General features: G+C 28.8%; 13 protein-coding genes and 1 pseudogene. 9 read left to right on the top strand and 5 right to left on the bottom strand.

Features of this window, described 5'->3' with window-relative positions; translation table 11 throughout:
* The first annotated feature begins 96 nt into the window (after positions 1-96).
* Positions 97-705: a recombinase family protein gene (locus KA893_RS11165; protein ID WP_194375767.1), complete on the top strand. Its 609-nt coding sequence runs from the start codon at positions 97-99 to the stop codon at positions 703-705.
* Between the two features lie 152 nt (positions 706-857).
* Here the strand turns inward: KA893_RS11165 and KA893_RS11170 are convergent, their stop codons facing one another.
* From KA893_RS11170 to KA893_RS11180, 3 genes are all read right to left on the bottom strand, one after another.
* The gene (locus KA893_RS11170; protein ID WP_210125807.1) at positions 858-3,971 is read right to left on the bottom strand and encodes a restriction endonuclease; all 3,114 of its coding nucleotides are present in this window, start codon (positions 3,969-3,971) and stop codon (positions 858-860) included.
* Between the two features lie 37 nt (positions 3,972-4,008).
* Complete coding sequence (locus KA893_RS11175) at positions 4,009-5,817, bottom strand: site-specific DNA-methyltransferase (protein WP_194375765.1); 1,809 nt, start codon at positions 5,815-5,817, stop codon at positions 4,009-4,011.
* A gap of 195 nt (positions 5,818-6,012) precedes the next feature.
* Complete coding sequence (locus KA893_RS11180; RefSeq protein WP_210125809.1) at positions 6,013-6,747, bottom strand: DUF536 domain-containing protein; 735 nt, start codon at positions 6,745-6,747, stop codon at positions 6,013-6,015.
* Positions 6,748-7,163: 416 nt separating this feature from the next.
* Here KA893_RS11180 and KA893_RS11185 point away from each other — a divergent pair, with 416 nt between their 5' ends.
* The 5 genes and pseudogenes from KA893_RS11185 (at position 7,164) to KA893_RS11205 (ending at position 10,803) form a co-directional block, all read left to right on the top strand.
* A complete protein-coding gene (locus KA893_RS11185; RefSeq protein WP_194375763.1) occupies positions 7,164-8,135 on the top strand; it encodes a replication initiator protein A in 972 nt (323 codons plus the stop codon).
* 16 nt (positions 8,136-8,151) lie between these two features.
* Positions 8,152-8,453, top strand: a pseudogene (locus KA893_RS11190) (protein rep); the annotation flags it as partial.
* A gap of 533 nt (positions 8,454-8,986) precedes the next feature.
* Complete coding sequence (locus tag KA893_RS11195; RefSeq protein ID WP_194375762.1) at positions 8,987-9,154, top strand: hypothetical protein; 168 nt, start codon at positions 8,987-8,989, stop codon at positions 9,152-9,154.
* A gap of 21 nt (positions 9,155-9,175) precedes the next feature.
* Positions 9,176-9,604, top strand: coding sequence for an Hsp20/alpha crystallin family protein (locus KA893_RS11200; RefSeq protein ID WP_194375761.1), 429 nt, complete (start codon positions 9,176-9,178; stop codon positions 9,602-9,604).
* A 338-nt stretch (positions 9,605-9,942) separates the two neighbouring features.
* The gene (locus KA893_RS11205; protein WP_194375768.1) at positions 9,943-10,803 is read left to right on the top strand and encodes an AraC family transcriptional regulator; all 861 of its coding nucleotides are present in this window, start codon (positions 9,943-9,945) and stop codon (positions 10,801-10,803) included.
* Between the two features lie 413 nt (positions 10,804-11,216).
* On the opposite strand, the gene KA893_RS11210 is transcribed toward KA893_RS11205, so the two are convergent.
* Together KA893_RS11210 and KA893_RS11215 are read right to left on the bottom strand one after the other, a co-directional pair.
* A complete protein-coding gene (locus KA893_RS11210; protein ID WP_194375760.1) occupies positions 11,217-11,453 on the bottom strand; it encodes a hypothetical protein in 237 nt (78 codons plus the stop codon).
* Positions 11,454-11,525: 72 nt separating this feature from the next.
* Positions 11,526-11,795, bottom strand: a complete 270-nt coding sequence (locus tag KA893_RS11215) for a hypothetical protein (protein ID WP_194375759.1) — start codon at positions 11,793-11,795, stop codon at positions 11,526-11,528.
* Between the two features lie 1,032 nt (positions 11,796-12,827).
* Here KA893_RS11215 and KA893_RS11220 point away from each other — a divergent pair.
* The 3 genes from KA893_RS11220 to KA893_RS11230 all read left to right on the top strand — a co-directional run bounded on the left by KA893_RS11220 (position 12,828) and on the right by KA893_RS11230 (position 15,208).
* Complete coding sequence (locus KA893_RS11220; protein WP_070704322.1) at positions 12,828-13,079, top strand: hypothetical protein; 252 nt, start codon at positions 12,828-12,830, stop codon at positions 13,077-13,079.
* A 1,096-nt stretch (positions 13,080-14,175) separates the two neighbouring features.
* A complete protein-coding gene (locus KA893_RS11225; RefSeq protein ID WP_194376095.1) occupies positions 14,176-14,271 on the top strand; it encodes a type I toxin-antitoxin system Fst family toxin in 96 nt (31 codons plus the stop codon).
* Positions 14,272-14,605: 334 nt separating this feature from the next.
* A complete protein-coding gene (locus KA893_RS11230; RefSeq protein ID WP_194376094.1) occupies positions 14,606-15,208 on the top strand; it encodes a hypothetical protein in 603 nt (200 codons plus the stop codon).
* Positions 15,209-15,333 lie beyond the last annotated feature (125 nt).

Consider the following 15,333-nt stretch of genomic DNA (forward strand, 5'->3'; position numbering starts at 1 on the left):
AGACAGGATACACCCTAATCATACAAAATAAGTTGTTGAAATTATCGCAACTAAAACGTATGATTAGGGTGTATATTAATTATGGGGTGAAGATGAATGATTATAGGTTATGCGAGAGTATCATCGATAGATCAAAATTTAGAAAGACAATTGGATAATTTAAAGACGTTTGGTGTGGAGAAAATCTTTACAGAGAAACAGTCGGGAAAGTCAGTGGAAAATAGACCTGTATTTCAAGAAGCACTCAATTTTGTCAGAATGGGAGATCGATTCGTTGTGGAATCTATTGATCGTTTGGGACGTAATTATGATGAAATTATTGAAACGGTGAGTTATTTAAAAGAAAAAGACGTGCAGTTAATGATCACAAGTTTACCTATGATGAATGAAGTGATTGGTAATCCATTACTAGATAAATTTATGAAGGATTTAATCGTTCAAATTGTAGCAATGGTTTCAGAACAAGAGAGAAATGAAAGTAAACGTCGACAAGCACAAGGAATTCAAGTTGCGAAAGAAAAAGGTATATATAAAGGTCGGCCTTTTCTTTATTCACCGAATGCAAAAGATCCTCAAAAACGTATTATCTATCATCGAGTTGTCGAAATGTTAGAAGAAGGCAAAGCGATTAGTAAGATTGCGAAAGAAGTTAATATCACAAGACAAACAGTTTATAGAATTAAACATGATAAGGGATTATCTTGATAAATGGACTGTCAATGCAACTGAGCGTTTCTCACAGCCTCCCATAGTACATGTTAATCATGTATTATGAGATTTTAATAATAAGACAGGAAAAAGAGAGAGCATTTTTGCCCTCTCTTTGTTTCTATATTTTTTCTCAATAATGATCATTTTTAGTGAGGTGAAAGTTTATCCATCATTTTTTCAAAACTATCAACGACGTCATATGTTACTTCGTTATTTGAAATAACTTTAAAATGTTGTCTTGCTGATTCAATTTTTGCATTTTCAACTCCTTTTAAATTTAAAGTGAGATTATCTGACACTCCTTTAGTTTCAGCAATAAAATAAATATGTTTATGATCAGGTTCATTTAATACAATAGCCCAGTCAGGATTATATTTTCCAACAGGTGTATTAATATAAAAACCTCCTGGCAGTTTTACATACATTTCGACATCTTCTTGAGTATCTAAATCTCTAGCAAAGTATTTCTCAGTATCAGAATCAACACGAACTTTGTTATATAAATGCTTTTTTGCCTCAAAAACATTTTCACCCATAATACCTTGAATATCCCTATCTAAAAATATTGCATCTTCATCCCATACTTCATCTAATTTATTATAAATAATATGAGACACAATATTTTGTGCTTTAACAGAATTAATAATACTACTAAGCTGTACGATGAAATTCTCAGGATTCGCTTTATATTTGGCAAATTGTTCTGAGTGAATACCTGATAATATTTGACCTATTGTTTTTCTAAGTAAGCCAACATTTTTTGCGACTTCTCCAATTAAATCATACTTAACATTATTAGTGGGACTATAAATATCAATGCTGGTTCTTTTATCAACAGTAAATGTTGTTTCGATATCATTAGCGTTCATATTCCCTTCTGTAATAAGAGCTTTTAAAGTTGTAACTGTCAACTCCTTGTTAATTAATTCAATTGCTTTTTCAATTATTTCTTGGTCATCAAAATCGACTGTATAGTAAGATTTACGATTAATTTTTGACCATAAATTCTTAAATTCATAACTTGCATATTTTTCTTTATCCAATTTCAAGGTTGTTCTCTTATTTTCATTTTCAATTGGTAAATCTTTTGAATCATAAACGCTATTAATAAGGTTTTGGATAGGCAAAGCGAATTTTTGATATTCTTCATTCAATATATTTTGAATACTCATAATTTGTTCTTCACTAGACATTGCTTTGTAGTTATCAACTACCTGTTTCTCTTTTGTAATAATACCACCAAGCTTTAAACTAGCCCAAATTTCAGCTGCTTGTGCATTATCTATAGTCATTGTACTAATCACATCTCCACTTGCATCGTTAACAACTAGCTCATGCCCTTCAAATAGTTTAGGTTCAAGCAATTTCGGTCTATTCTTAACAGCATCAGCTATTTCTGATTGTAAGTCTCGTGCAAAATTTTCATAACTTTCGTTAGCAATTATAGTTAACACATTCACTTGTTGTACTTCATTTTCGCCTAATGTTTGTGCATCCTGTCGATCACCATTTTGGTTGATTGATAACCGTAATCCACGACCAATTTCTTGACGCTTTTTTATATCAGAGGATGATTGACGTAGCGTTGCAATTTGGAAAATATTAGGATTATCCCAACCTTCCTTTAAAGCAGAGTGAGAGAAAATAAAACGCACAGGCTCATCAAAAGACAACAATCGCTCTTTATTCTTCATAATTAAATCATAGGCAGAAATATCATCACTTGCTTCACTGCCGCGTTTTATCTTACTATTGATTAATTTACCTTTTTTATCAACTGAGAAATAACCAGCATGAACTTTATTAATTGAAGTAAGTTCACGTTCCAGATAATCGCGATAATCCTTATCTAGAAATGTATCAACTAAGCGATCACGAACAATATTTTCATATTCTTCCTCAAAAATTACTGCATATGAACCTTTATCATCTACAGCATCATAATCTTTGTATTTTACTACTTCATCAATAAAGAATAATGATAATGTCTTGATTCCTCGTTTAAATAATCTAGATTCTTTATCAAGGTGAGAATGAATAGTTTCACGAATTTGAATCCGACGCAAATCATCATCATTAGTATTACCAACCACTTCTCCAACATGTAATTTAAGTCCATTAGTAAATTCTACAAATTGTTCGACAGCATTTATCTCAGAAACAATAAAGCCACTATGATAAGATTCAATTTCGCCCGAAAGGTGATAAATATTGTCCCCCCTGTCAAGTAACCTAGATGATTTGATGATTTTCCCAGTTGCTGAAATCTTTTCGAATTGAACACGAACTTTTAAATTAGGTTTTTCAACTATCAATTCAATATATAAATATCCGCTTGATGCATTTGAGCCAGAAACTTCAATTCCTTTTACTGCAATTTTCTTAACGAGCTGTTTTTTATAGGCATCAACAGCATCTAATCGATAAATCATATTATAATTATCACGATGTGTAGCAGAATAATTAATAAAAAATAAGGGATTAAATTTAGCTAAACCTATCCGTGTTGCATTTAATTCTGAATTTGTCCCACTCCCTAAAACTGACTGAGGTTCATCGATAATCATTATCGGGTTAGTAGCTGCAATTACATCTATAGGCCGACGGCCTCGAAATTGGTCTAAAACCATATCTATGCGTCGTGCATCAGCTCCTCTTGCATTAAAGGCTTGAGTGTTGACAATCATCACATTGATTCCTGCATCGTTAGCAAATGCTTCTATTTTATCTAATTGCTTAGAATTATAAATAAATGGACGAATTGTAACTCCATATTCTCTTTTAAAATGATCAGTAGTAGATTCAAATGTTTTTGCAACACCTTCACGAATAGCAATACTTGGTACCACAATAATAAATTTAGACCACCCATATTGTTTGTTTAATTCAAATATTGTTTTGATATAAGTATATGTTTTCCCTGTTCCAGTTTCCATTTCAACTGATAATGTTAGGCTTTCACGAGAGTTGTCAATTTTAGTGGTTTTATCTTTCCCTCCAATCGCCATTTTAATTAATTTATTCTCTGTTAATAATCCATTATCTTTTTGTATAGTTTTAATATTTTGTAATAATTCATTATCTGGTAAAGATATGGGAAAATTTTTAAAACCATTTAAAATATCTAACGTTATATTTTCTTCATTACCTATATCCATCATATAAGACATACTTGTTTGTTTGGGTTGACCTTCAAAAACCGATGTTACAGCATTTACAGCATCTATTTGGAATTGTTGGTCTTTATATTGGAGCTGCATGAACTCAATACCTCCATTACATAATTATTTACCATCATTAAATCACTTTTACTTTAGTGTCAGGACTAATAATACGAAATTGTTCCAGCACATTAACTTTTTGAGAAGATTTATTGAAGGTAGATTCTTTAAATATAGCTATAAGTGGTTTAAATTTAGCTATTTTTTGTGTGAGATTATCTGTTAAATTATCATCAAAGTAAGCTACAATTCCTGACATCTCACTTGAATAGTCATACTTAATTATGTCTTCTCCATCTATAGATTCATGTTCAATTTTTTTGTTGAATTCTAAAGCACTATCTATCAAAACATCATATAGTAAAGCATAATTTGATCGATTCTCTAATTGATTTTCTATATCAGATAATAAATCTTCTTGCTTTAGATCATTAGAAGTTTTAAATACATCTTCTCTAAGTCCAGTATTATCTACTTTCAAAGCACGAAAACCACTAACATCTTTTGATTTTTTTGCGGAACGTCGAATCCTTTCTCTAGAAATTTGATCTATTGTTTCATAGCCTTCTTTCCGTGCGTCAGAATCTTTCGGCGTTTGTTCGTCAAGAGTTGAAATAATAAATTTACGATTACCGCCATCTTGTGCATTCAATTGAATAACAGCTTCAGCTGTACTGCCCGATCCTGCAAAAAAGTCTAAAATTAATCCATTTTTCGTTGTAGAAATTTGAAGTATTTGAGAAATTAAACTAACTGGTTTAGGAAAATCAAAAACCTTTTTATTATCAAATAATTTGCGTATTTCTTTAGTTGCTTTTTTATTTCCCGTATTATTTTTCCAAAGATTTGAAGGCTGTTGAGTTCTATTTTCTAAATAAAATTTTTGGTAAACTTGCCATTTACCATTAGCCTTTTTCCAAGAAATTAAGTTTTCCGATAGCATTTTTTTATATTTTTCTCTACCAACAACCCATCTACTATCATAACCAGTTGGCCCTTTAGGGTAAATTACTGTTCCATCTGGTGCTTCTATACCATAGTACATAGACGGGCGGTCCTCTCGTCTATCTTCCCCCCCAGTACGCCTTAAAGAACGAGTCAAATAACTACCATTTTCATCAGATTCATTATAAATTTTTTGTTGATCTTCAGATAAAGGAAGTCCTGTTGTTCTAAATTTTGAGCTATCTTTTGCATAAACTAATATATAATCAAGTTCGTTTACGAATGTTGCGTTACCATTTCCAGTAGGAGTTCCTGTTAATCTAGATATGGTTACTTGATAATTCAACTCTCCAAATATTTCATCCATCAATAATTTCAAATTAGCTAGCTCTTTATCATCAATAGATACAAATATAGAGCCGTCATCTGATAATAAATTTCGTGCTAGTTTCAAACGAGGATACATCATGCTCAACCAATTAGAATGATAGTGGCCACTAGATTTTTCATTTTTAATAAGCCTAGTACCTTCATTATCTATTTTACCTTCATCCAAATCAGATTCTTTTTTTAATTTTTTAAAATTGTCATTATATATAAAATCTTTACCCGTATTGTATGGCGGATCAATGTAAATGACATCAACTTTTCCTAAATAAGATTCTTGTAATAATTTTAATGATTCTAGATTATCCCCAGTGATAAATAAATTTTCGGAGTTATCAAAATTAACGCTTTCTTCAAGTTGAGGTTTTAATGTTTTAGTGCTGGGTGTAGCAGCTTCAAAGTATGATTTTGCCTTTCCATTCCACGTAAAATTATATCTTTCATTTCTATCATCTAAATTTTCAAATAGTTTATGCATTTCCTTTAATAAATTGATATTAACTTTACGACTATTAATACTTGATAAATTTATTTTCTCCGGTCTTTCAGTCATATGTATGCCACCTTTAAAATTCTTTTATTATTATATTATCATTTAATAGTTAGTCTGTGATGTAGTTTCAATAATAGTAATACTATAATTTATTTGAATATAGACAAATTATAGATTAACATAATCGATGATTATCAGAAGTTCTAGCATAAAAAAGCACTACAAGTTCATGAGCTTGTAGCGCTTTTTATTGTGTTAATTACCAAACAACCGACTCCAGAAACCTTTTTTAGGTGGTTTTTCTTCCTTATCTTCGTATTCATTATCTATTTCTTCGAATTGTTTATCGTCTATTGTGGATGGTTCTTCATTGAGGTTTTCATTCTCTTTATCTTCAGGTATATCTTTATACTGAACCTCTGTAGGCTGTTCCCATTCTTGTTGTTGATCAGTATCTTTAGACTCTCCAGTAAATGTTGCTTCTTGTACATTAACATTTTGTCTCTCATTAACAGACGTATCAAAAGAATAATTAAGTCGTCTTTCTTCCTCTAATTGATCTTCTAATTTTTTAATCTTTTTATTACTTTCTAATGCTAATACTTGTTGATTTTCAAGCAATTTCGACCTTTCTTGCAACTCTTTTCTGTAAAATTCAATTGTTGTTTCATGACGACTTTCTTGCTTTTCAATTTGATTATTCAAAGTATCAATCTGGTTTTTAAGAATCTCCACTATTTGAGCATCAGTTTTAGATTCAACGTCAATATTATCTGGGTCTTTTTTTTGTTTACTTTCAGCAACATTTTCAAATCCATATTTCTTCTTATTTTCATTTACTCTTTGAACTATTTTTTCTATGTCGCTATCTTCTTTAATAAACGAAGTGTTTTCCTGTTTTATTGTTTCTATATTCAATCTTTTAATATTATTAAAAATTGTTTGCTTACTAACTTCTAATTCTTCACTCAAAGCTTTCACGCTTCTCATATCATCAACCCTTTATAAAATGTTTATCAACCCTTTATAAAACAGTATAAACTCATAAAGCTTGATAATAAAGTAATTACAATATTAAAAACGGTTCCCGTCAATCGTTTCATCAAAGGTTCATAAAGGGTTGATGGTTTTTATCAAAGGTTTACAAACCCTTTATAAACCTTTGATAATCCTGCATTTTCCCTTTTATAAGGTTGTTCAAAGTGATATAATAACCTTAACATGACAAAACCCCAACTACTGGTAATAGTCGGGGTTTGGTGATAAAACGTTGCAGCACGTTTATAAATCTTTTGATATCTGTATTATATACAACTATATCATCAAAGTGCAAGCAGAAAATTTATGTGTTCTTGTAATGTTTTATTACCTCTATCCAAAACTTTAATAGGAAAGGGGTTTTTATTATGCCTAGAAAAAATATAAAAAATCAAGCCAATCAAAATTTCTATATGCTACATAAAGTTTTATTTATCAACGAAAAATATAAAAAGCTAAGTGATAGTGCTAAAGTTACCTATGCAATTCTTAATGATAGAGTTAGTTTATCTATTAAAAATAATTGGATAGATCAAAATGGAGATATATACTTTATTTTTACTAATGAAAATCTTCAAGAAGTGTTAGATAAAAGTAAAAATACAATAACTAAAATAAAAAAAGAGTTACAAGAGGTTGGTTTACTGGAACAAGTTAAAACCGGGTTTAATCGACCGAACAAACTATATCTTCATGAAATAGAAACGAATATAACTATTGAAAAAGAAATACAAAATAGTACTTCGAACGATGACGAATCGAGTAATATCAAGGACTCCCAAATAATGGGACTCCAGAATCCCAAACAATGGGACTCCAGAATCCCAAATGATGGGACTCCAGAATCCCAAAACTTAGACCCTAATGATACTGAATTTAGTAATACTGATTATATAGAGACTGAGAACAATGATACGAATGATTTGAATGATACACCTAACAATATTTCTGAAAACGCTCATTCGAATCATACAAATCATCAACAAACTGAATTTAATAATGATGCGCTTAAGTTCCAACTCCTTGAAGAATTACCAAAACAACTTCAAGATTATTTAAGTAAATTTGAAATTAGAGAAATTCGTATTATTAAAAGTGTTTTACTCAAAGGGAAAAAATCATTTAATAACGCCCATGATACATATTATCGTTTAGAAGACGTGGAGTTCGAACTTGTCAGTGTCTTAAAACGATTTAAAGCGATGTTGCTACAGAAAAATGAAACGGTTGAAGCTATGCAGGGTTATTTGATGCAATCGATTAAAGCTGAGCTTGAAGAAATACATGCACTGTATATGCGCCGTCAAAACATGACTAAGTACAATATCTTTAACGAATAATTCAAATGATCTTACAGCAATCAAAGCAACCTCAAAATATTCGGTTAAGTCATCTGTTTTTTTAATGATGATGATGAAAGAAATCAAGCAATCGTGAATGATTTGGAAAAAGGTTTAGACCGAAAACGTATGTTGAGTTGGGGTGGATTGCTAAAACAAAAACATAAAATTTTAAATTTAGATGATGCCGAAGACGGCAATTTAATTAATACAAGTGACGAAGATAAAACAACAGACGAAGAAGAAAAAGCACATTCAATTACTGCAATTTGGAATTTTGAAAAACAAAATTATTACTTAAAAGATTTGAAACGTTAGCTTAAAAGCTAGCGTTTTTTTTATGTATTTTTGCCCCTGCAGGAACTATAGCGTTCAACCGGCATGGTTGACCAGTTTTACCATGAAAATTTTAATTTGCATGTAACTGGGCAGTGTCGTAAAAAATCGACACTGGTTTTGCTCAAATTTTTGCTTTTGGAAATAGCATATATTTATTTGGCTCATATTTGCGTTTTAAGAGCTTATATATGTTTTTAGGCATAAAACTATATGATTTACCCCTAAATCTTTAAAATACCCCCTTAAAATTCAAAATAAAGGTATTTAAATTTAAATCGTTCTTGTGATAGAGTTTACTTAAAAAGGAGCGTTTTCTATGTCTATTTTTACGTGGATTGGGATTTTTATTGCAGTTTTTATTAGTGGTATTGGAGTGTTTTTATCTTACTATTTTGGAGAAAAGAAAAATAAATAGACCACGCATTTATGCCGAGAAAATTCATTGACCAACTTTGACCTTTATGTTATATATATAGTGAAAATAGTTATATGCTTTATAGGGAGGGGTTGATATGAGTTTAGATAAAAATTCAAAAAAACTAATTCCTTTTAAGAATATGTCTAATTTTGATGGTGTATTTGAATTTAACCCTTTTGTTGAATTCGAATTCAACAGTAATTGGGAAGAGTATTTAAATGATTTGGATTATGTCAAAAATATGAATCAAAAAATAGGTTAAATATGATAAGGAGTGATCGTTATGACTTATGGTTTAAAACCATTTGGAAGAGATTATTTTGATATGATACCTAGTGAATTGTTTAGAGATTTTGGAAGACAATTTTTTAGTAATTTTCCTGATGAACAAGGTATAAAAACTGATATTAGTGAAAAAGACGATAGATATGAATTAAAAGCAGAGCTTCCAGGATTTTCAAAAGACCAAATAGATATTTCTTATGAAAATGGGACGCTAATAATTTCTGCTGAAAATAATCAGGTAAATGAAGAAAAAGATGATGAAGGTAAAGTCATTCAAAAAGAAAGATCTTATAGTAATGTGAAGAGAATGTATTCACTTAATAATATAGATGAAGATAATATTGAAGCTAAATTTGAAGATGGTATTTTATCTGTAGATTTACCGAAAACTGAGAATAATCAAAGAAAAGTAATAGATATCAAGTGATAGTTAAAAAGAGATGTGAATCTAATTTCACATCTCTTTTTTTATTTTGTATTATGTTTTGCTAAACGTTATGACAAAAGTTAGATCACGCATTTATGCCGAGAAAATTTATTCATCGTTGAGAAGAACCCTTAACTAAACTTGCAGACGAATGTCGGCATAGCGTGAGCTATTAAGCCGACCATTCGACAAGTTTTGGGATTGTTAAGGGTTCCGAGGCTCAACGTCAATAAAGCAATTGGAATAAAGCAATTATTTTTTATTCGATAATTGTTATATATAAATTATCGAGTTAGTTCTTTGATTATTGATTACTATAGGATTGAAAGGTGATGGATATGATATTAAAAAATTTAAATAATTCTATAGATTATATAGATCAGAATTTAACAAACGATTTAAATTTATATGATATAGCGAATTTTGTTGGTTTACCTGAGCAGCATTATAGAAATTTGTTTATATTTCTTACTGGTATCGGTTTATCTGAGTATATAAAAAAAAGAAAATTGTATTTTGCTAATAAAGATTTATTAAATAAAGAATCAGTAACGAGTGTAGCTATAAAATATGGATATTCAATTGATGGTTTTACAAAGTCTTTTAGAGATTGGAGTGGGTATTTACCATCTCAAATATATGAAAAACAAGTTTTAATTTCATATCCGAAACTTTCATTTGCTATTAATGTTAAAGGAGGAATAGGCATGAAAACTAGAATTGTAGATTTGCCAAAAATTAATATAGTAGGCGTAAAAAAACGTGTTCGTATGCAATACGAGGGTGTTAACAATGAAATTGAAGAACTAGCAAATAGTATTACTAATATACAAAAAGAAGAAATGAATAATTTACAAAACATTGAACCTAAAGAAATTGTAAATGTTTCATATGATGCTGATGAGAATTTTATTAAAGAAGAGGGTTATTTAACTCATATGATTGGTGTTATAACAACAGAAAACAATATAAGCGATCAACTTGATGTTATAAATATTGATGAAAGTAAATGGATAGTCTTTGAAAATGAAGGTAAATTTCCAAAAGTTTTACAAGACACATATGCTAAAATTTATTCTGAATGGTTGCCAGAAACAGAATATAAATTAGCTAATGTACCAATGTTTTCTTTTACTAAATTTAATGATTCAGATAGAGATAATGCTTATAGTGAAATTTGGGTCGCAGTTAATAATTGATTTTAGATATTTAAGGTTTTAGAAACGAGTTGAAAACGAGTTTCTTCTTGTCTTGATACTATATAGAAATAACTCGATTTTTAAATTATAGCCATAATCCTTGATGCGTAAAGGATTATGGCTCCTTTTATAGTATCTTTTTAGTTTTTGTCCTTCTTAGCACGTTGTTTTTACTTTGGAGTTATAGTATCTCTTAAAACAACAAGTATAAAAAATAAACTACAATAAATAATTGACCCTATAGTTCCAACATCAATAACAAATATTAAAACTATATACCAAATAAGATTGATTACTATAATGAAATTAAAAATGGATCTTGACTTAGGTTTTATCATTTTTATCTTCACCATCTTTTATTTATTTTCTGGATTCATAAATATTGTAATGTGGCTTTTAAATATAAAGATAAATTAAACCAAAACTAAAATGATCAATATTAAACCTAAAATACCAAGTATCCAACCACTCTTTTTCTTTTTCAAAATTTCTGGGATAGATGCGATTGTAAATGCTATAAGAGAGAATAACATAGGTAAATAGCTATTATCCGAAAGTATAACCATATAAAAAATGGCGATAATTAATAATATAGCAACTAAGATATTAATCGCTTTAGTTAAAAAACTATATTTTTCTTCTTGTTTCAAAAAATCACCTTCGATGTTTAATATTCTTCAAAATTTTCTAAGATATATAAGCAGCTAATTGCTTATATATAACTATATTCCAAGTAAAGATAGAACATATAAAATAAAGAAAAGACCATAAAAGATTGTTAATATAACACGTTTCTCTAAAGTATATGCTAAGGAGCCCATACCAAAAGCTATAGCTATTAAAATATCATTAGTTTTTTCAAGAGGGCTTCCACCATAAAAATAATCAATTATTAGACGAAATATAAACAATAATATAGCTAATGTTACAAATACCCCACCTAAAATTTTTAAATTACTCGTTAGTTTCGTTTCGTTATTAGTTTTGTTCATTTTATAACCTCTTTTAAAACTATCAATTTTGAAAACTAAATCCATGTTGCTAAAATTACTATCTAAATTAACTTATTAATTGTTAGTCAATATGACTCAAAAATATTTAAATTTATTTCATATGGTAAGCAATTAATGAGATTTTTTCAAAGTAATCGTAATAAATTCTTTGGTTAAAATCATATTTAGGAAATGAAACCCTATCTTGTTTATTAATTAAATTTAAATGAAGTATAAGTGTATAAAATTGATGAATGAATGTTCTATTTTCATTAAGTAAATGACAAAATTTATGATTTTATTTTGGAAGCAGCTAGTGAAATCTTAATTTTATTTGAACCACTTTTTATATAGAAAATCTTGAATCGTTAAATTAAGAAAGCTACAAATTTGATCTATAACATCAAATTTTAAATAGGACTCATTGAAAGCAATGAGTCCTATTTTTCTTTCGGCATAATAGGTCGTTTTAAAAATTTATTAAGTGATTTTGCCAATTTTTTCGAGATAATTCTTCGTTAAGCCGTTTCATTTTTAGTTTATAAATTAGTTTTATTTTGAACACTCCTTTTGCTATAGATACATCTTAAATATAGTATAAAAATGAGTTTTTTAAATGTTCGATTCGGTATGTTTTTCATATCATGTAACTAAAAAAACTATATGGATTTTAGGAGCGTTTTAGAAAAAACGTAAAAATCGGTAAATATTTGGTAAGAGCATAAGGGAAATATGCTATCATTTGAAATGATAGGTCTGGCGAAGCCAGACATTTCAAGGGTTTAAATGGTTTGTGTTATGATATCAAAAAAATAGAAATGTCTCACTTTTGTGACACAACATATTGTGTTTGTCTCACCTTTGTGACACGATATATAGAAAATGTCACAAAGGTGAGACACCTTTTTTTGAAGGCATAATACTTTAATATCATTCTGGATTTCGTTTGAATTTCAAAATAATCTTAGTAAGTATATGTACGTAAAACATAAAAAAATAAGTAAAAAATTTTAAAAAAAGGAGTTCAAAATAATGAAGAAAGATTTACTAATTAGAGATGTAGATAGTGAGTTGTTAGATCGATTAAGTAGATTGGCTAAAGATAAAAATATATCAAGAAACAAATTAATTTTAGAGACTTTAGAGTTATTAGATCCACTTGAAAGTTATCAAAAATTATATGCAGAACAGTCACATCAGCAAGCGCAAAATACAAAAATTTTAAAAGAAGTTGCGAGTAAACAAGACAAAATTTTAGCATTACTTGAGTCAGTAGATTATTAAATATGAGAACAAAAGTTGGAAAAGTGTGAGCTATTTTATATTTAAAATGTATTGGAATTCAAAGCGTTCATGCAAAGAATAATTAACAAAAATATATCCTTTTTAACGCCAAAAGGAAACTTGATTGAAGATATAAATAAAGGTATAACAGAGAAGAATTAAAAGATTATTTATATCATAATGAGGTGCGAAAAGTGAGTGTAAAAGATATAGAATTTTGGATGAGTTTATACAATAATCTTAAAGATGTGTAGTTTACATTTGTGTATCGAACATGTATAAGAATTCTAAAGTACTACTTAGATAGTGATAGTAAAAAAATAGCAATCTAACATATACTTTGGTGAGTAAATAGAGTTTATTTAAACCTATTAGTATAATACAAATTACTGTTTTTTAGTGGACATACTAAAGCAACATGTTGCTTTTTATATTCTTATAAGTATGTAAAAAGCAAACAATATTATGATATTACTTTAAAGCATATATTATGTTTGCATAACTAATATATGCATAATGTATGCGTGCATACTGTATGCAAACAATTAGAAGAATTAAGTGTAAGTTACACAAATGTAATTCACACAAGTGTAACTTACACTTGTGTATAAAGCATATATAAGTTATTAAAGAGATTATGATGAGCTATATAAATTTATATTTAGAGGGATTAAAGGAACCGTAGTAAAAATCAAAAAGGTTTATCAACAAGAGGTACCTAAAAAATATTAAATAAATTACAAAAATAAACGGATCAATTCCACCAACGATAATAGTAGTTTGGTGGGATTGAGATGTTTTAATTAAGTATTTTTCAGTTTCTTTATTACTGTCTAGCTCTCTTACTTCATAAATACCTAATTTATTTTTTGTAAAGACTTCCTACTAAACTAGGAATAAATTGAACAGGTGATTTTATAATTAAGATGGTGATATCATCTGCTTTTTTAAATGTATAACTATAAAGAAGTGGAGAGAATGGTTTTCATAATTTAACTTATCCGAAGTGGATATGCTTAACAATTCACAGATGATATAATAATGAAGTCGCCTATCTCTCAGGCGTCAATTGACGTAGAGAGGAGGTGCATACGCGATGTCTGAAATCTTTGTAAACATCATGACCACAGCATCAAGTGGTTGTCTCGTTGCGCTATTTGCGCATTGGCTACGCAAGCGTAATGACGAATAGGCGACTAGTCACACCAAAAAATCCCCTTACTATGGCCGTAGTAAGGGGATTTGGTGCATACATGCCTGATAATCTTTGTTAATTGCATTATAACACCATAGTGGGTAGGAATGCAAAGTTCATAAAGTTTGAGCGTAAATATTATAATTACGGAGTTATTTTATTTATATCTGTAGTATATATAAATAGGAATAGGGTTAATGATATTTATAAAACATGCATTTTTAATTGATGTTTTAATAACTATACTGATATATGTTATATGTTATAAGAATCATTTTATAATAATGTGAGTCAGTAACATTTTTATATGGCTTAGAGAGGAAGTTTTAGAATGAAGAAGATGTTACGTATATCGATTTTCATAATAGTGGTCTCCATATTTATTGTTTTTAAATACTCTTATCAAATTGAGGGAATTCTAGAAGAATATCCAAATATTTTAAAAGCATTTGTAGCATTATTCACTCTCCTTACAACTGTTATCAGTCTTGTTATCGCATATAAATCATATGATAATAGCGTTAAGCAACAAGAAAAAGATAAAGAAGAAAAAAACAAACAGTTCGAAGAAAACAGCGATAGGATTATTAATAGTTTGAAATCTGATTTAGCAAAATATACTAGGAAAATAAATGTTTTTAGATTAGGATATACGAATTCAGATGTTGAATTCTCTGAACTTGCAAAAGAACTTTCTATAAAAAGTAATTTAGAGGAAATAGAAAAACTTACATCACAAGTGAGAAGTAGCAAAAGTACTGAACTTACTAAAATGGATGAAGTTAATATAGTCAATTTACATACTGCAAGTGATTCAGCTCTATTTTTATTTGATATTTATGAAAATACATCAAGGGAAAATGATGAGACTTTTGAAAAAGAAATTATAAAAGAACTTAACAAAATATGTAATATTGTTTTTTATACATCCTGATTATCGATAATATAGAATTTTGTAAATAATATATAGGCTAAGGAAGGTTCTGTTGCAAAGTTGAATTTATAGTATAATTTTAACAAAAAGGAGTCTTCTGTATGAACTATTTCAGATATAAACAA

Origin of the sequence: Staphylococcus sp. GDY8P126P, assembly GCF_017891965.1 — a bacterium.
In the GTDB taxonomy this organism is placed as follows: Bacteria; Bacillota; Bacilli; order Staphylococcales; family Staphylococcaceae; genus Staphylococcus; species Staphylococcus saprophyticus.